We start from the raw sequence: 17,472 nt of genomic DNA, 5'->3' as shown, positions 1-17,472 counted from the left end.
GTGGTGCCCGGCCCGCCCCCGTCACCGCATGATCGTCCGCTACTTCACCGCGCCCGCCATCACCCCGGACACGAACTGTCGCTGGAACGCGAAGAACACGGCCAGCGGGATCACCATCGAGATGAAGGCGCCCGGCCCGAGCACGTCGATGTTGTTGCCGAACTGCCGCACCTGGGTCTGCAGGGCCACCGTGATCGGCTGGCTGTCGGTGTCCGTGAAGATCAGCGCGACCAGCATGTCGTTCCACACCCACAGGAACTGGAAGATGCCGAGCGAGGCGATCGCCGGACCGCCCAGCGGCATCACGACCCGGACGAACAGCCGCAGTTCGCCCGCGCCGTCGAGGCGGGCCGCCTCCAGGAGTTCGCGGGGGATCTCCGCGAAGAAGTTCCGTAGCAGGAACACCGCGAACGGCAGCCCGAACCCGACGTGGAAGAGGATCACGCCGAACAGCGAACCGAAGATCCCGATGTTGCCGAAGAGCTTGGCGATCGGCACCAGGGCGAGCTGCACCGGCACCACCAGCAGGCCCACCACGATCAGGAACCACCAGTCGCGGCCCGGGAACTCCATCCACGCGAACGCGTACCCGGCCAGCGAGCCGATGATGATGACGAGCAGCGTCGCCGGCACCGTGATCAGCGCCGTGTTGATCAGGGACCTGGTGATGTCGGAGTTCTCCAGGAGCTTGCTGTAGCTGTCGAAGGTGAGCTGCGAGGGCTTGCTGAGCACCTTCCACCAGCCGCTCGCCGCCATGTCCTCCGGGCTGCGCAGCGAGGACAGCAGCAGCCCTACCGTCGGCACCAGCCACAGCGCGCCCACCAGGATGAGGACGAACTGCAGGAATCCGCCGCCGACCTTCTCGGTGACGCGGCTCGCGAACGACCGCGGTTTCTTCACTGTCTGGTCGACGGTGGTCATCGTCGTGCCTCCCGCCGAAGTCGCCTCATGTTGAACCACATCACCGGGATCACGAGCAGCAGCAGCAGGACCGCGATCGCGCTGGCCAGACCCTCGTTGCCCTCGCTGAACGCCGACCGGTACAGCTGCAGCGCCAGGACGTTGGCGTCGTCCTGCGAGGAGCCGGGCGCGATGATGAAGATCAGGTCGAAGATCTTCAGCACGTTGATCATCAGCGTCACCATGACGACGGCGAGCACCGGCGCGAGCAGCGGCACCGTGACGCGCCGGAACACCTGCCACTCCGTCGCCCCGTCGACCCGGGCCGCCTCCAGCAGTTCCCTGGGGATACTGGCGAGTCCGGCGCCGATCAGGACCATCGCGAAGCCGGCCCACATCCACACGTACGACACCATGATCGAGGTCGTGACGATGTTGAGGTAGAGATCGAAGCCGCCGAGGTGGAGGGTGAAGAACTTCTTGTCGCCCAGCCAGTCGACGCCGTTGTAGGGCTCCACGAAGTTCGAGGCGGGCAGCCGGAGTTGGGCTCCTTCGGCCTTGGCGGGCAGGCTGAACGTCCCGTCGGCCGCGGCCGTGGTGGAGGCCACCACCTTGCCGTCCTTGACGGCCTCGATCCGCATGCCCGGGTAGCCGACCTCGGAGGAGTCGATGCCGTTGACGCCGCCCGCGCCCTTGCCGAGGGTGAAGTCCTGCCAGACGGTGCCGGTGACCTCGTCCGGCGCGTTCCGCGGTTCCTTCGCCGGTTTGGCGTCCTTCGGCATCTGGTCGGCGGCGACCCCGACGAGCGCGAGCTTCACCGGCTGCCCGGCCCGCACCGGCTCCTTGGTGAGGAACGGCCCGCCGCTCTTGCCGGCGAGCGTCCCGTTCGGCCGTGGATGCGCCTTCGGGAAGGCGGACGACTGGGCGAACGTGTCGTGGATGCCGACCACGACCGCGTTCGCCGCCCCCTTCTCCGGATCCTGGTCGTACACGAGCCGGAAGATGATGCCCGCGGCCAGCATCGAGATCGCCATCGGCATGAAGACGACCAGCTTGAACGCGGTGCCCCAGCGGATGCGCTCCGTCAGCACGGCGAAGATCAGGCCGAGCGCCGTGGCGACCGTCGGGGCGAGCACCACCCAGAAGAGGTTGTTGTTGATCGCGGCTTTGGTGTCGTCGCGGGTGAACAGCGTCTCGTAGTTGTCGAACCCGATGAACGAGCTGCCCGTCGTGTCGAAGAAGCTGCGCACGAGCGAGTACCCGATGGGATACACGACCAGCGCGCCGAGCAGCACCAACGCGGGCAGCAGGAACAGCAGCGCGACCGTTCTGCGGGTCCCGGTCACGCTCTTGAGACGACGTGGGGACTTGCCGGAGGGCTTGTCGGACGGGGCGTTGCGGGCGGTCCCGGACGCGGCCGCCAAGTCGCCTGGACTTTCGGGCGACTTGGCGGTGTGGTCCGGGCCGCCGCCGTCGGCGGCCGGTGTCATCGCCGCGTCAGTCCTTGTACGCCTTGGCCGCATCGGCCTCCAGCGTCCGCTGGGTGCCCGCGATGTCCTTCGGGTCGACCAGGAAGTCCTGCAGCGCCTTCCACTCGCCCTTGCCGGGCGTGCCGCCGAACGCCTGCGGGGTCTGGTCCGACATGTCGAAGCGGAAGTCGTCGCCCGAGTCGACCAGCGCCTTGGCGATCGTGCGCTGCACCTCGTTCGGGTACGCCGACAGATCGACGTTCTTGTTCGGGGAGAGGTAGCCGCCCAGCTTGGCCTGGATCGTCGCCGCCTCGGGCGAGGCCAGCCACGTCACCAGGGCCTGCGACGCCTTGGAGTCCTTCAGGATCACCGCCGCGTCACCGCCGCTGACCACCGGCGCCTGGTCGCCGACCGCCGGGAACGGGAAGACCTTCGCGTCCGTGCCGATCTTCGCCTTGGTCTGCTCGATGTTGACCTGCGCGAAGTCGCCCTCGTAGACCATGGCGGCCTTGGGCTGGTCGCCGCCGGTGAAGGTCTGCTCGACCGACTTCGTGAACTCGGTCTGCACGGCCTGCTTGTTGCCGCCCGCGATGAAGTCGCTCTTGCCCCACAGCTGCGCCAGCGTGGTCAGCGCCTGCTTGACGGACGGGTCCGTCCACTTGATCTCGTGCTTGGCCAGCTGGTCGTACTTCTCCGGGCCCGCCTGGGAGAGGTAGATGTTCTCGAACCAGTCGGTCAGCGGCCAGCCGTCGGCCCCGCCGACCGACACGGGCGTCACCCCGGAGTCGTAGACGGTCTGCGCGGTCGCCAGGAACTCCTTCCAGGTCTTCGGCACCTTCGCCGCCGCGTTGTCGAAAGCCTTGGTGTTGTACCAGACCAGCGACTTGTTCGCGGCCTTGTAGTAGGCCGCGTACTGCTTCCCGTCGACCTTCCCCAGCTCCTGCCAGCCCGTGCTGTAGTTCTTGGTGAGCTGGGCCCGGGCGTCCGCGCCGAGCGGCTTGGCCCACTTCTTGTCGACGGCCTGCTTGATCGCGCCGGGCTGCGGAAGCATCGCGATGTCCGGCGGAGCCCCGCCGGCCACCTTCGACCCCAGGAAGTTGATGATCGGGTCCTGCGCCGGTACGAACGTGACCTTCGCGCCCGTCCGCTTCTCGAATTCCGCGAGGACCTGCTTGAAGTTCTTCTGCTCGTCGCCGGTCCACACCGCGGCGATCTCCAGCGACTGACCGTCCAGCTTCGGCAGTTGCACACCGGAGGAGGGCGACTCGCTGCTGTTGTCCCCGCTGGACTTGTCGTCCTTCTTGTCGTCCCCGCAGGAAGTGAGCCCGAGGGCCAGTGACCCTACGGCCACGGCCACGAGGGCTCGGCGGAATATGGGTGTACGAAGAGTGCTGCGCATCGCTGCCCCGTTCTCGTCCTGAACGCTGAACGCACGTACTGAGCGCTGTCCCGTGCGTCATGGTCTACGCCCGACCAGGGATGACCGGCAAGGGTGCCCGGGGTGTCAGGACGGTGATCGTGACGGGGTCGTGATGCGTCAACGTCATTACGGGGGGCAGGAGTTGAGTCCGGGTACTCGGATACGCCCTGGACTCGGCCGGCACCTCACAACAGTGACGGCACCTCCTGGGCCGCCACCGACCGCGCCGCCCTCTCCAGCGCGCTGGCCAGCAGGGCCAGATCCGTCGGCCCGTTCCCCAACTCCCGTACGGGGCGCCGGTCCGGCGGGTCCCCCATCCGCGCCCAGTCGAGGGCGACCACGGTGGGCCGCTGCGTCGCCGTCCGCGGAATCCTGCCGGTCACCCGCCCCGCCTGCAGCCCCACGTCCCGGCCGTCGGCGCCGTGCAGCAGCCCGCGCCCCGGCGCGGGATCCTCCGCGCCGGACCCGACCGGATCGAGCACCACCAGCGGCCCCGCCGTCCACCCAGGCGCCCCGCCGGAGGCGAACGCCGCGACGAGATGCACCCCGAGCCGCTCGCCGTCCCGCGCCACCGCCTCCAGGGCTCGCACCACGGACCCGGCGGCGGGCCGCCCCGGCGAACCGAGCGGCGGCGCGAGCAGCGCGTCCAGGTCGTCGACCACGACCACGAGCCGCGGCAGCGGAGGCGCTGCCTCCGTCTTCTCCCGCGCCCCGCCCGGCCGCAGCCGGATCGTGGAACTCGGCGGCGCCTCCAGATCCCCGGCACCGCCGGTGGGCGACGGCGCGACGCGCTGGGCGATCAGCCGCCCCGAGACGGCCCGCTGGGTGTGCCACTCGGTGAAGTGCGTACGCCCTATGAGCTCGGCCCGCCGCTTCAGCTCTGTCGTCAGCGACTGGGCGAACTCCCGCATGCGCACCGGGTCGTTGGCGGCGAGATGCGTCGTGACGTGCGGCAGATCGGTGCACACCCGCAACCCGCCCACGCGCTCGCCGCGCTCACCGCCCGTGCCGCCGCCCTGCCCGTCGACGAGTACGACCCCGAGCCGGTCGGGCCGCTCGGCGGCGGCCAGGGACGCGGTCACCGAGCGCAGCAGCTCCGTACGACCACTGCCCGCGGGCCCCTCGATCAGCAGATGCGGTCCGTCGGCGGCCAGATCGACGGCGACGGGACCGCGCGGCCCCGCCCCGAGAACCGCCCACACCCGGCCGCCCAGCGAACCCGGATCGTCCGCGGCGGCCGCCCAACGGGCCATCAGCGACGCCGGGGTGGCCCGCGCGAGCCCCAACTCGTCCAGCAGACGGGACATTTGCGGCAGCGGAGCGGAGACGCGGGCCTGCCGGCTGCCGGATCCGCCCGCCGTGTCCGTGCGCAACGGGGCGAGCGCCCGCGCGAAGCGCTCCGCCCAGGGACGCGAGACGGCGTCCACCGTGGCGACGGTGCCGTGCCCGACGAGCTGTCCGCGGGCCGCCCGGTGCAGCCGCAGCGCCGTCGCCACGTCCCCGCTGAGCAGGGCCACCGCGCCGCACGCCCGGAACGCGGGGCTCTGCGCGCAGGCCGCCTCGTACGACTCGGTGACGGGCGACGCGGGCGAGGTGGCGGGCGCCTCGGCCAGACACAGCACATGGATCCCGGCCGGGGCCCCTTCGGCGGCCAGCCGCACCGTGGCCTCCCGCAACGTGGCCGACCCGGGGTCGCCGTCGACGACGACCACGGTCGAGACGGCGCCGCCGTCGGCGCCCGCCGACTCGGCACGGCCCGGACGGAACCCCGCCGCGTGATCGTCCATGCGCCGCAGCAGCTCGCCGGTGCGGGCCGCGGCCTGCTCACGGTCGTACGCGAGCAGCAGCCGGCAGTCCTGCCCGTGGGCCGGGCGGACGTGCGGCAGCCAGCCGAGCCAGGACCAGTCGGCCACGCGCTGCTCCGCGGTCCTGGCCCGGTCCGTGGCGATCAGCACGATCTCCAGGCCGTCCGGCGCGTGCAGCGCGGCGAGCTGGGCGAGGGCGCAGCGCGCGAGCCCCGCGAGACGCGCCCGCGGCCCCGCCAGCCCCAGCGCACCGGCCTCGGCGAGCCCCACGGTCACCGGGACCGCGGGCAGCAGCCCGGTGCCGTCGGGGCCCGTGCGGTCCACCGTGCCGAGCCGCACGGCCAGCGCCTCCGGGTGCCCGGGCCCGCGCTCCCACAGCCGGGGCCCGGGGCCGAGCGCGGTGAGCAGCAGGGCCGCGGCGTCGGGCCAGGTCTCGGCGGCGGCGGGCGGCCCGGGAAGCGGCGCGGCGGGATCCGGCCCGTCCTCGAACGGTTCGGGGATGTGCGGGGTGCGCAGGACGTACGGCTCGTGGATCTCGTGCTGCTGGTCCTGCTCGTCGCGGCCGCGCCGCAGCAGCCGCCCCAGGCCCCCGCGGCGGCGCGGGGCGCTGCGGGGCAGCGTGGTGCCGCGGGGCGGCGTACCGGCCCGCGTCTGCTCCAGGCCTGGGGCCCCGCCCTGCTCGGGGACCATGGGCTCGGCGCCCTGCGACTGGCTCTCGCCGGCGGCGCCCCAGGAGGCGTCCCCGTACGCGTGCCGGGTCTCGGCCGGGGTGGCGGCGGTGTCGGTGTCGGTGTTGCCGGGGTTCGTGGGCGCCGCCCCTCCGAGGGCGACGCGGACGTGCCCTTCGCCGTCGGGCGCCGTCGCCACCGGGGCCGGGCGGGCGGCGTCGCCCGCGACCGCTACCCGCAGCGCCGACTCGCCGAGGCGCAGCAGGGCGGCGGGGGAGAGGCGCACCGGGCGCTCGCCGAGGGGGCGGCCGTCCACCGTCGTCCCGTTCGTCGAACCCAGGTCCATCACCGAGACCTCGCCGTCGGCGGCCAGCGTCACCGCGCAGTGCAGCCGCGACACGTCCGGGTCGTCCAGCGGCACGTCCGCGTCGGCGGAGCGGCCGACGCGGATCTGCCCGCCGTGCAGCAGATGGACGCCGCCCGCGTCCGGACCGGCCACCACGTGCAGCTGCGCGGCCGCGCCGTCCGGCTCGGGGCCGGGATCGGTGGGGGCGCCGAGGGAGAGCACCGCCCCGTCGGTCAACGGCGGTTCGCCGAGCAGGCAGCGCTGCGCGTCGAGCCGCTCGGCGCCCGCGTACAGGACGGAGGAAGGGGCGTCGCCGCCCGCGACCGCCGTGGCGAGGCCCGAGGCGACGGCGGCGAGTGCGGTGCCGCCCGGAGCGGTGACCAGCACGTCCACCGTGCTGCCCGCGGCTCCCTCGCGCGCGGACGCGTCGGGGCGCGTGCCCAGGGGGTCTACGACGGTAAGGCGGATCTGCATCGCCGTCTGCGGTCCCTTCTGCGCGGGCGCCCGGCACGGGACAGCCCGCGGTCCCCCACCGCAGATTCCCCCATTGCTACGGGCACGTCAGCCAGTGCTGGAGGCATCCTCGCACCTGCCACCGACAACACGCCCGGCACCCACCCGTAAGTGATCTTGATTGGTCGGCTCTGCCCGCAAAAGTGCCTGCTGCGTGCCTCCTGCGAGCTGCTTGAGATCGGTCACGTCTTCGTACGGCAACCAAGAGTGCGGCGTCTGCGTCTTCTCGTCGAACACGGGTTTGGCGGGGGCCGTGGCCACGGAATGTGGTCAGGAAAGGTCAAAGAGGATCGACAGCCGGTACCGCGGGGGCCCGCCACTACAGTGGGTCGCGACACCCGGGACCGGGCAGACCAAGCAAGTACCGATGCAGGGAGCGCATGACGTGCGGCCGGTAGGGAGCAAGTACCTGCTCGAGGAGCCGCTCGGACGCGGCGCCACGGGCACCGTCTGGCGAGCCCGCCAGCGCGAGACCGCGGGCGCCGAGGCGGCCGTCGCCGGGCAGCCCGGCGAGACCGTGGCGATCAAGGTCCTCAAGGAGGAGCTGGCGAACGACGCGGACGTGGTGATGCGCTTCCTGCGCGAGCGCTCCGTCCTGCTCCGCCTCACCCACCCGAACATCGTGCGCACCCGCGACCTGGTCGTCGAGGGCGAGCTGCTCGCCCTGGTGATGGACCTGGTCGACGGACCGGACCTGCACCGCTACCTGCGCGAGAACGGCCCGTTCTCGCCGGTCGCCGCCGCGCTGCTGACCGCCCAGATCGCCGACGCGCTCGCCGCCAGCCACGCCGACGGCGTCGTGCACCGCGACCTGAAGCCGGCGAACGTGCTGCTCAAGCAGGACGAGGCGGGCATGCACCCGATGCTCACCGACTTCGGCATCGCGCGCCTCGCCGACTCCCCGGGGCTGACCCGCACCCACGAGTTCGTCGGCACGCCCGCCTACGTGGCCCCGGAGTCCGCCGAGGGCCGCCCGCAGACCAGCGCCGTCGACATCTACGGCGCGGGCATCCTGCTCTACGAACTGGTCACCGGGCGCCCGCCGTTCGCCGGCGGCTCGGCCCTCGAAGTCCTGCACCAGCACCTCAGCGCCGAACCGCGCCGCCCCTCGACGGTCCCCGACCCGCTGTGGACGGTCATCGAGCGCTGCCTGCGCAAGAACCCGGACGACCGGCCGAGCGCCGAGAACCTGGCGCGCGGCCTGCGCACCGTCGCCGAGGGCATCGGCGTGCACGCCAACAGCGCGCAGATCGCCGCCGCCGAGAGCGTCGGCGTCCTGCTGATGCCGGACCCCGACCCGGCTCAGGTCCCGGGCGCCGCCGACCCGACCCAGGTGCTGCCCAGCAACGCGGCGTCGTACGACCCGAACGCGGCGACCAGCGTCATGCAGCAGCAGGGGAACCAGTATTCCGACGCGGACCCCACGTCCGTGCTGCCGAACCGGGGCGCCGCCGACCCGACCGCCGTCATGCCGCCGGTCCCGCCGCACCAGCCGGGCCGCTCCCCGCAGGACGGCACCCCGGACGACCAGCACCCCTGGCAGAACCAGATGCGGGCGGCCCGCGACCGCAACGAGCAGACGCAGGTCCAGTCCTACCTCGACCCGAACGACGACCCGCTGCGCCACCGCCCCCAGCGCCAGGTGTCGCGCCCCGAGCAGCAGCCCAGGCCGCAGCAGTACGCGCCGCAGCAGCCGCGTCGGTCGACGCCGCAGCCGCAGCAGCCGTACGCGGCGCCGCAGCGCCAGCAGCCGCAGCAGTACTCCCGGCCGGAGCCGCCGCCCCGGCAGGCCCCGCCCGCCCGGGAGCCGCGCGAGCCGCGCCGGCGCAGCGCCAACCCGATGAAGATCCCCGGTCTCGGCTGCCTCAAGGGCTGCCTGTTCATGATCGTCATCCTCTTCGTGGTGAGCTGGCTGGTCTGGGAGTTCACACCGCTCCAGGACTGGATCGGCACCGGCAAGGGGTACTGGGCCCAGCTCTCCGACTGGTTCTCGACGGTGACCGGCTGGATCGGCGACCTCAGCGGCAGCAATTAGGGCAACGGACAGGCGACGTTGGAGATTTGTCGACATCCGACGGGTGATTTCCCCCGCTGATGCGTTGGTTGGCGTCCGAGCCGCGTAGCTTGGGCGCCAACACGCGTCTGTAGGAGCAGTCTTGGCACGGAAGATCGGCAGCCGGTACACCGCACACCAGATCCTGGGACGCGGCAGTGCGGGCACGGTGTGGCTGGGCGAGGGACCCGAAGGTCCCGTCGCCATCAAATTGCTGCGCGAGGACCTCGCCTCCGACCAGGAGCTGGTCGGCCGCTTCGTCCAGGAGCGCACCGCCCTGCTCAGCCTCGACCACCCGCACGTGGTCGGCGTCCGCGACCTCGTGGTCGACGGGAACGATCTGGCGCTGGTCATGGACCTGATCCGCGGCACGGACCTGCGCACCCGCCTGGAGCGTGAGCGGCGCATGGCCCCCGAGGCCGCGGTCGCCATCGCCGCGGACGTCGCCGACGCGCTGGCCGCCGCGCACGCCGCCGGCATCGTGCACCGCGACGTGAAGCCGGAGAACGTGCTGCTCGACATGCAGGGCCCGCTCGGCCCCGGCGGCTCGCACCCGGCCCTGCTCACCGACTTCGGCATCGCCAAGCTGATCGACACCCCGCGCCGCACCCGCGCGACGAAGATCATCGGTACGCCCGACTACCTGGCCCCCGAGATCATCGAGGGCCTGCCGCCCCGCGCGGCGGTCGACATCTACGCCCTCGCGACCGTCCTCTACGAACTCCTCGCGGGCTTCACCCCCTTCGGCGGCGGCCACCCCGGCGCCATCCTGCGCCGCCACGTCACGGAGACGGTCGTCCCGCTCCCCGGCATCCCCGACGAGCTCTGGCAGCTGCTGATCCAGTGCCTGGCCAAGGCCCCGGCGTCCCGGCTGCGGGCGTCCGAGCTGGCGGCCCGGCTGCGCGAACTGGGACCCCTCCTGGTCGGCATGGCCCCCCTGGACGTCGACGAACCCGACACGGACCCGGTCCCCGACGAGCCGCAGCAGCCCGCCGAGCCCGAACCGGCCGAGCCCGCCAAGCCGCGGCGCGGCGCCGTCTCCCTGGTCCCCGGCGCCGCCCCCGCCGACTCCAACCGCGACACCCACACGTCGATGCGGGTCCCGGCCCCCGACGAACTGGCCGGCGGCGCCCGCGGCACGGCCCGCGCCCCACGGGCCGCCGGCGCCCGCCGTCCCGGCTCGGCCCGCAACCGGCACCCCGCGCGCCGCCGCCGCATCACGCTGGGCGTGGCGGGGCTCGTCCTCGCGGTGGTGGTCGGCGGCGGCATCTGGGCCGCCACCTCCGGCTCGGACGAGGCGCCCCCCGCGAACGACAACAACTCGGCTCCGGCGAACCCCTGAGGGCCCCTCGCCGGGGGCCTTCGGGCGGCACGGAACGGATCACTTGCACCAGCCGTTAGGCTGGTCTCGTGGCAGTCGTCGATGTTTCCGAAGAGCTGAAGTCCCTCTCCTCCACCATGGAGTCGATCGAGGCCGTCCTGGACCTCGACAAGCTGAGGGCAGATATCGCCGTGCTCGAGGAGCAGGCGGCCGCGCCGTCCCTGTGGGACGACCCGGAGGCGGCGCAGAAGATCACCAGCAAGCTGAGCCACCTCCAGGCGGAGGTCCGCAAGGCGGAGGCGCTGCGCGGTCGTATCGACGACCTCTCCGTCCTCTTCGAGATGGCCGAGGAGGAGGATGACCCGGACACCCGCGCCGAGGCCGAGTCCGAGCTGACCTCCGTGAAGAAGGCCCTCGACGAGATGGAGGTGCGCACCCTCCTCTCCGGCGAGTACGACTCCCGCGAGGCCCTCGTCAACATCCGCGCGGAGGCCGGCGGCGTCGACGCCGCCGACTTCGCCGAGCAGCTGCAGCGCATGTACCTGCGCTGGGCGGAGCGGCACGGCTACAAGACCGAGGTCTACGAGACGTCGTACGCGGAAGAGGCCGGCATCAAGTCGACCACCTTCGCCGTCCAGGTGCCCTACGCCTACGGCACGCTCTCCGTCGAGCAGGGCACGCACCGCCTGGTGCGCATCTCCCCGTTCGACAACCAGGGCCGCCGCCAGACGTCGTTCGCCGGCGTCGAGGTGCTCCCCGTCGTCGAGCAGACCGACCACGTCGAGATCGACGAGTCCGAGCTCCGCATCGACGTCTACCGCTCCTCGGGCCCCGGCGGCCAGGGCGTCAACACGACGGACTCCGCGGTCCGCCTGACCCACCTGCCCACCGGCATCGTCGTCTCCTGTCAGAACGAGCGCTCGCAGATCCAGAACAAGGCGACGGCGATGAACGTGCTGCAGGCCAAGCTCCTGGAGCGGCAGCGCCAGGAGGACCGCGCCAAGATGGACGCCCTCAAGGGCGACGGCGGCAGCTCCTGGGGCAACCAGATGCGGTCGTACGTGCTGCACCCGTACCAGATGGTCAAGGACCTGCGCACGGAGTTCGAGGTCGGCAACCCGCAGGCCGTCCTCGACGGCGAGATCGACGGCTTCATCGAGGCCGGAATTCGCTGGCGCAAGCAGCAGGAGAAGTAGCCCGCGATTTATCGACAAGGCAACTGCCGCTCGCGGAGCGGCAGTTGCCTTGCTGTTTTCGGGGCCGGCTGCCAACTGTGAAGGTCTATCGGCCTTTTACGTCACAGTCACATGTCCGTACGACGGTCAACTCACCCTATTTGGGGCATCGCGTACGCAACGACCTTGACGTTGATCTGAAAACTGGGAAGGCTGGCGCGCGGCATGCGTATCAGTGGGACGCGTGTGAACGGGGGCCGGTCGAACGTGATACCTGCTGCTCCCCGATTGAACCCGTCCCGGGCGCTGCTCCAATGACGATTGGCTACTGGGGGTAGCAGACATATGACCAAGAAGACGCGGATCCGTGTAGCGCGGATAGCCGCCGGTGCGGTGATCGCCGCCGGCGCGTCGCTGACCGCCGCGGGTGCCGCTTCCGCCCTGGAGGTCGACGTTCCGGGCCTGGCGAACGTGAGCGCCGACCAGAACGGCGTGGGTGTCAACCTGATCGGTGGCACCGATGGCGGCGCCGATGGTGGTGCCGATGGCGGTGCGATCGCTGGTGTCGACGGCGGCGCTGACGGCGGTGCGACCGATGGTGGTGCCACGGACGGCGGCGCCACGGACGGCGGTGCGACCGACGGCGGTGCCACTGACGGCGGCGTGGACGGCGGCGTGGATGGCGGCGCGACCGACGGCGGTGCGACCGATGGTGGTGCCACGGATGGTGGCGCGACCGACGGTGGCGCGACCGACGGTGGCGCCACGGACGGTGGCGCGACCGATGGCGGCGCGACCGACGGCGGTGCGACCGACGGCGGTGCGACCGACGGTGGTGCCACGGCTGGTGGCGCGACCGACGGTGGCAACACCAACGGCGGCGGCAACACTGGCGGTTCCTCCACCGGCGGCTCCTCCACCGGTGGCGACAACACCAACCCCGACGGCAACAACAACCCCGTCGAGCAGGGTCAGGGCAAGGACAGCCTGCAGGACACCGGCTCCACGCCGGCCGCGCAGACCGGCGCCCAGGGCAAGGGCGGCGAGCTGGCCGAGACCGGTGCCGACGGCACCACGGTCCTGCTGATCGGCGCCGCGACCATGATCGCGGGCGGTGTCGGCTTCCGGCTGCTGCCGCGTCTCGCGGGCAACCGCGGCGCTGCCGCGTAACGCCTGAGCGACTCAGCGCACACGTAAGGGCCCGGAGCCGATCGGCTCCGGGCCCTTACGCATGTCCTGGCGGGCTAAACGGTCTGATGGGCGAGCAGTGCCACGGCCGCGATCAGCACGGCCACGAGCGCGATCAGCGCCATCGGATTCAGCCCGGCGAACGGGCTCTGCTGCTGGAGCCGCTCGCGGTTCGCCCGGCACACCGGGCAGCGGCCCTCGCTCACGGGCGCCGCGCAGTTCGCGCACACCAACCGGTCATAGGTCATGCGCTCGTCCTCCTCCCGCGCGGCGGAGCCGACGGAAACGTCTGCCAGATTCCCACTGGTTCTCTCCGCTCAACGCTCCGGGAAACGCAACCGTTCCCCCTACCACTGTGCCAGCTTCCCCGATTTTCGGCGCGGCCCGCTCCCAGGACCGTCTCTGACCAGCCACGGGAAGGACAAAACCGGCAATGCAACGGACATCGCACCGGGACAAAACGCGCAACCGGGGACGGCGCCTGCGCTCCGCGCGCCGGTTCGCGTATGGTCACGCTCACCGAGGGGGTGTCCCACCCCCGCCCCGACGCCCCCGACGCTCCGAGGCGCCCCCGTGATCCGATTCGACAACGTCTCCAAGCTCTATCCCAAGCAGACCCGGCCCGCCCTCAGGGATGTATCCCTGGAGGTCGAGCGCGGTGAGTTCGTCTTCCTGGTCGGCTCGTCCGGCTCCGGCAAGTCGACGTTCCTGCGGCTGATCCTGCGCGAGGAGCGGTGCAGCCACGGCCAGGTGCACGTGCTGGGCAAGGACCTCGCACGCGTCTCCAACTGGAAGGTCCCGCAGATCCGCCGCCAGCTCGGCACGGTCTTCCAGGACTTCCGCCTGCTGCCCAACAAGACCGTCGGCGAGAACGTCGCGTTCGCGCAGGAGGTCATCGGAAAGTCCCGCGGCGAGATCCGCAAGGCGGTGCCACAGGTCCTCGACCTCGTCGGCCTCGGTGGCAAGGAAGAGCGGATGCCGGGCGAGCTGTCCGGTGGTGAGCAGCAGCGTGTGGCCATCGCGCGGGCGTTCGTGAACCGGCCCAAGCTGCTGATCGCGGACGAGCCCACGGGCAACCTCGACCCGCAGACGTCGGTCGGCATCATGAAGCTGCTCGACCGCATCAACCGCACGGGCACCACCGTGGTGATGGCCACCCACGACCAGAACATCGTGGACCAGATGCGCAAGCGCGTCATCGAGCTGGAGAAGGGCCGTCTCGTCCGCGACCAGGCGCGCGGCGTCTACGGCTACCAGCACTGAACAATCCCGAACCGAGAGGTTCGGACCGCGAAGTACCGGAAGTACCGAGAGAGAAGCTGCGAAAGGCTCAGTAAGCGTTATGCGTGCCCAATTCGTTCTGTCGGAGATCGGTGTCGGCCTCCGCCGCAATCTCACGATGACCTTCGCCGTCATCATCTCGGTGGCCCTCTCGCTCGCCCTGTTCGGCGGCTCGCTGCTCATGAGCGACCAGGTCAACCAGATGAAGGGTTTCTGGTACGACAAGGTCAACGTCTCGATCTTCCTGTGCAACAAGGGAGACTCCGAGTCCGACCCGAACTGTGCCAAGGGCCCGGTCACCGCAGAGCAGAAGAAGCAGATCCAGGACGACCTCAGCAAGATGGACGTCGTCCAGAAGGTCGCGTACGAGTCCCAGGACCAGGCGTACAAGCACTACAAGGAGCAGTTCGGCGACTCCCCGCTGGCCAGCTCCCTCACCCCGGACCAGCTGCAGGAGTCGTACCGGATCAAGCTGAAGGACCCGGAGAAGTACGAGGTCATCGCGACCGCGTTCAACGGGCGTCCCGGCGTGCAGTCCGTGCAGGACCAGAAGGGCGTGCTCGACAACCTCTTCCGGCTGCTCAGCTACCTGAACTACGCGGCGGGCGCGGTGATGGCGGTGATGCTCGTGGTCGCGCTGCTGCTGATCGTGAACACCGTGCGGGTCTCCGCGTTCAGCCGCCGCCGCGAGACCGGCATCATGCGGCTGGTCGGCGCGTCCGGGTTCTACATCCAGGCGCCGTTCATCATGGAGGCCGCGGTCGCCGGACTCATCGGCGGCGGCATCGCCTGTGTGTTCCTCGCGGCCGGTCAGTACTTCGTCATCGACAACGGCGTGGCGCTCTCCGACAAGCTCCAGCTCATCAACTTCATCGGCTGGGACGCGGTCCTCACAAAGCTGCCGCTCATCCTCGCGGTGAGCGTCGTGATGCCCGCGCTGGCCGCTTTCGTCGCGTTGCGCAAGTACCTGAAGGTGTGACGAGAGTCCCCAGCAACGCGGGGCGCCGAGCGGGTCAACCTCCCGTACGGCGCCCCGCGTTGTCCTAGACTCACCGACATGTCAGGCCCGGATCTGTTCTCCCGGCCCCGCCGCATCGGCCGCGGGGCGGCCCTGACATTGGTCTTCGCGAGCGTGCTCGCGGCCGGCGCGGCGACCGGTTCCCTGCCCGACGACGGCCAGAAATCCCCCGCCGAGCCGGGCGGGTCGGTCGCCGCCGCGCACGAAGCCCCGTACGTGGACCCGACCGAGGCGGCCGCCGAGGCGGTGGAGGACGGCAAGTCCCCTGTACAGGCCGCCGAAGAGGCCGTCAGCCGCAGCGGCGACCGCTGGGGCGCGGTCTACTCGCAGGGCGAGTACGAGGAGTTCGAGCAGGCACTGGACGGCGAGTACACCGGCGTCGGACTGTGGGCACGGCGAGCCTCCGACGGCGACGTCCAGGTGACCAGGGTCCGTTCCGGTTCGCCCGCGCAGGCCGCCGGTATCCGCGAGGGCGACCGCATCGCGGCCGTCGACGGCAGGACGGTCACCGGCCGACCCGTCACCGAGGTCCTCGGCCTGCTGCGCGGCGAGCACGCCGGTACGGCCGTCCGCGTCGGCCTGCAGCGCGGCACGCGCGCGTGGAGCGAGACGCTGCGCCGCGCCAACCTGTCGACCGACCCCGTCACCACCACGCGCCTCTCCTCCGGGACCGTGCTCGTGAAGGTGGGCGCCTTCACCAAGGGATCCGGCGCGAAGGTACGCACCGCGGTGCGCGAGGCACCCGCGCGCGCGGGCATCGTCCTCGATCTGCGGGGCAACTCCGGCGGCCTGGTCACCGAGGCGGTCAGCGCGGCCTCGGCGTTCCTCGACGGCGGCCTCGTGGCGACGTACGACGTGCGCGGCGCGCAGCGCGCCCTGCACGCCGAGCGCGGCGGCGACACCGGCAGACCGGTGGTCGTGCTCGTCGACAGCGGGACGATGAGCGCGGCCGAGCTGCTCACCGGTGCCCTCCAGGACCGCGGCCGCGCGGTCGTCGTGGGCAGCAGAACGTTCGGCAAGGGCTCGGTCCAGATGCCGAGCCGGCTGCCCGGCGGATCGGTGGCGGAGCTGACCGTCGGCCACTACCGCACTCCCTCGGGCCGCAGCGTCGACGGCCGCGGCATCACCCCCGACCTGGAGGCCGACGACGAGGCCCTGCGACGGGGCGAGACAGTATTGAGTGGCCTCGGGTCCCCCTCGTAGTGCGAAAATGGCCAGCACTATGGCCAAGGGAATGTACGTACCGAAGGAGTCCCAGCCCAAGCAGGGCAAGGGGGACGCGTCCAGCAAGAAGGACGGCAAGCGCAAGATCGTCGCGCAGAACAAGAAGGCGCGGCACGACTACGCGATCATCGACACCTACGAGGCCGGCATCGTGCTGAGCGGCACGGAGGTCAAGTCGCTGCGCCAGGGCCGCACCTCCCTGGCCGACGCCTTCGTCCAGATCGACGGGAACGAGGCATGGCTGCACAATGCCCACATCCCGGAGTACAGCCAGGGCACGTGGACCAACCACGCCGTGCGCCGCAAGCGCAAGCTGCTCCTGCACCGCGACGAGATCGACAAGCTGGAGTCGAAGTCGCAGGAGGCGGGGCACACCATCGTGACCCTCGCGATCTACTTCAAGGACGGCCGCGCCAAGGCCGAGATCGCGCTCGCCAAGGGCAAGAAGGAGTACGACAAGCGGCAGACGCTGCGCGAGCAGCAGGACCGGCGGGACTCGGACCGCGCCATCGCGGCGGCCAAGCGGCGGCAGCGCGCGCAGGAGCGCTGACCGGCCGTCGCGGCGGGCGCCGGGGAATACGCTGGCACCGACGTGCGTTGGTCACGTACGATGGGACTGTTCCTCACCGCAGGGACACCGGGTCGTCGGACCCACTTTGAAAAAACAACATGGGGATGATCGGTTTCGACAGCGGATGTTGAAGCAGGTGAAGCGTGTCGAGGAAGCGGCAATGATCTCGTTAACCATATGTCGCAACCAATAATCGCCAATTCCAAGAGCGATTCCCAGTCCTTCGCCCTCGCTGCCTAATAAGCAGTGAGTGAGGGACCCTAAAAGGGTGTCAGCCCGGGAGTGTTCCCGACCCGGATCCTGGCATAATCTAGGGAACTAAACCATCGAGCCCGGTCACGGGGTTCGATGGGAAATCAAACAGTGACTGGGCCCGTCGGCGACTTGTTCGCGTGATCACCGGGGCCGAGAAAATCGCAGCGAACTGCACACGGAGAAGCCCTGCTGCTGCACCGTTGGACGCGGGTTCGATTCCCGCCATCTCCACCACCCCATGTAGACCTGGGCCCGGCTGTTCACC

General features: G+C 71.0%; 13 protein-coding genes and 1 other RNA gene. 9 read left to right on the top strand and 5 right to left on the bottom strand.

The window, feature by feature from the left end; all coding sequences use genetic code 11:
* Window positions 1–39: 39 nt before the first annotated feature.
* The 4 genes from AB0J02_RS11365 to AB0J02_RS11350 all read right to left on the bottom strand — a co-directional run bounded on the left by AB0J02_RS11365 (window position 40) and on the right by AB0J02_RS11350 (window position 7,082).
* Window positions 40–921, bottom strand: coding sequence for a carbohydrate ABC transporter permease (locus AB0J02_RS11365; RefSeq protein WP_363193350.1), 882 nt, complete (start codon window positions 919–921; stop codon window positions 40–42).
* Window positions 918–2,246 (bottom strand): sugar ABC transporter permease, encoded by a 1,329-nt coding sequence (locus AB0J02_RS11360; protein WP_363193443.1) that lies wholly within the window; start codon window positions 2,244–2,246, stop codon window positions 918–920. Before AB0J02_RS11360 ends, AB0J02_RS11365 begins: the two co-directional genes overlap by 4 nt.
* 151 nt (window positions 2,247–2,397) lie before the next feature.
* A complete protein-coding gene (locus AB0J02_RS11355) occupies window positions 2,398–3,768 on the bottom strand; it encodes an extracellular solute-binding protein (protein ID WP_363193349.1) in 1,371 nt (456 codons plus the stop codon).
* A gap of 206 nt (window positions 3,769–3,974) precedes the next feature.
* On the bottom strand, window positions 3,975–7,082 hold the full coding sequence (locus AB0J02_RS11350) for an FHA domain-containing protein (RefSeq protein WP_363193348.1): 3,108 nt from the start codon (window positions 7,080–7,082) through the stop codon (window positions 3,975–3,977).
* Window positions 7,083–7,506: 424 nt separating this feature from the next.
* Between AB0J02_RS11350 and AB0J02_RS11345 the strand changes: the two genes are divergently transcribed.
* The 4 genes from AB0J02_RS11345 to AB0J02_RS11330 all read left to right on the top strand — a co-directional run bounded on the left by AB0J02_RS11345 (window position 7,507) and on the right by AB0J02_RS11330 (window position 12,840).
* Window positions 7,507–9,156, top strand: coding sequence for a protein kinase (locus AB0J02_RS11345; RefSeq protein ID WP_363193347.1), 1,650 nt, complete (start codon window positions 7,507–7,509; stop codon window positions 9,154–9,156).
* A 121-nt stretch (window positions 9,157–9,277) separates the two neighbouring features.
* Window positions 9,278–10,516, top strand: coding sequence for a serine/threonine-protein kinase (locus tag AB0J02_RS11340; RefSeq protein WP_363193346.1), 1,239 nt, complete (start codon window positions 9,278–9,280; stop codon window positions 10,514–10,516).
* Between the two features lie 68 nt (window positions 10,517–10,584).
* Entirely contained in the window at window positions 10,585–11,691 is a 1,107-nt protein-coding gene (gene prfB / locus AB0J02_RS11335) for a peptide chain release factor 2 (protein WP_363193345.1), read from the top strand.
* 324 nt (window positions 11,692–12,015) lie between these two features.
* A complete protein-coding gene (locus AB0J02_RS11330; RefSeq protein WP_363193344.1) occupies window positions 12,016–12,840 on the top strand; it encodes a hypothetical protein in 825 nt (274 codons plus the stop codon).
* 74 nt (window positions 12,841–12,914) lie between these two features.
* Here the strand turns inward: AB0J02_RS11330 and AB0J02_RS11325 are convergent, their stop codons facing one another.
* Complete coding sequence (locus tag AB0J02_RS11325; RefSeq protein WP_363193343.1) at window positions 12,915–13,106, bottom strand: hypothetical protein; 192 nt, start codon at window positions 13,104–13,106, stop codon at window positions 12,915–12,917.
* Window positions 13,107–13,431: 325 nt separating this feature from the next.
* On the opposite strand from AB0J02_RS11325, the gene ftsE reads away from it, so the two are divergent.
* The 5 genes from ftsE (at window position 13,432) to ssrA (ending at window position 17,441) form a co-directional block, all read left to right on the top strand.
* Window positions 13,432–14,121, top strand: coding sequence for a cell division ATP-binding protein FtsE (ftsE, locus tag AB0J02_RS11320; protein WP_363193342.1), 690 nt, complete (start codon window positions 13,432–13,434; stop codon window positions 14,119–14,121).
* Window positions 14,122–14,200: 79 nt separating this feature from the next.
* Window positions 14,201–15,118: a permease-like cell division protein FtsX gene (gene ftsX, locus AB0J02_RS11315; protein WP_363193341.1), complete on the top strand. Its 918-nt coding sequence runs from the start codon at window positions 14,201–14,203 to the stop codon at window positions 15,116–15,118.
* A 78-nt stretch (window positions 15,119–15,196) separates the two neighbouring features.
* Window positions 15,197–16,360 (top strand): S41 family peptidase, encoded by a 1,164-nt coding sequence (locus tag AB0J02_RS11310; protein ID WP_363193340.1) that lies wholly within the window; start codon window positions 15,197–15,199, stop codon window positions 16,358–16,360.
* Between the two features lie 31 nt (window positions 16,361–16,391).
* Window positions 16,392–16,931 carry an SsrA-binding protein SmpB gene (gene smpB / locus AB0J02_RS11305; protein WP_363193442.1) on the top strand — a complete coding sequence of 180 codons (540 nt, stop codon included), beginning with the start codon at window positions 16,392–16,394 and terminating at the stop codon, window positions 16,929–16,931.
* A gap of 121 nt (window positions 16,932–17,052) precedes the next feature.
* Window positions 17,053–17,441: a transfer-messenger RNA gene (gene ssrA, locus AB0J02_RS11300) on the top strand.
* Window positions 17,442–17,472: the final 31 nt, after the last annotated feature.

It is taken from the genome of Streptomyces sp. NPDC050264, assembly GCF_040655895.1.
Lineage (GTDB): Bacteria > Actinomycetota > Actinomycetes > Streptomycetales > Streptomycetaceae > Streptomyces.
The sequence above is the reverse complement of the archived record's forward strand: the minus strand, read 5'-3'. Positions and strand labels throughout refer to the sequence as shown.

Coding starts and splice junctions, on each gene's coding strand:
- AB0J02_RS11365 (WP_363193350.1), bottom strand. CDS start 921: ATGACCACCGTCGACCAGACAGTGAAGAAACCGCGGTCGTTCGCGAGC.
- AB0J02_RS11355 (WP_363193349.1), bottom strand. CDS start 3,768: ATGCGCAGCACTCTTCGTACACCCATATTCCGCCGAGCCCTCGTGGCC.
- AB0J02_RS11350 (WP_363193348.1), bottom strand. CDS start 7,082: ATGCAGATCCGCCTTACCGTCGTAGACCCCCTGGGCACGCGCCCCGAC.
- AB0J02_RS11330 (WP_363193344.1), top strand. CDS start 12,016: ATGACCAAGAAGACGCGGATCCGTGTAGCGCGGATAGCCGCCGGTGCG.
- AB0J02_RS11325 (WP_363193343.1), bottom strand. CDS start 13,106: ATGACCTATGACCGGTTGGTGTGCGCGAACTGCGCGGCGCCCGTGAGC.
- ftsX (WP_363193341.1), top strand. CDS start 14,201: ATGCGTGCCCAATTCGTTCTGTCGGAGATCGGTGTCGGCCTCCGCCGC.
- AB0J02_RS11310 (WP_363193340.1), top strand. CDS start 15,197: ATGTCAGGCCCGGATCTGTTCTCCCGGCCCCGCCGCATCGGCCGCGGG.
- smpB (WP_363193442.1), top strand. CDS start 16,392: ATGTACGTACCGAAGGAGTCCCAGCCCAAGCAGGGCAAGGGGGACGCG.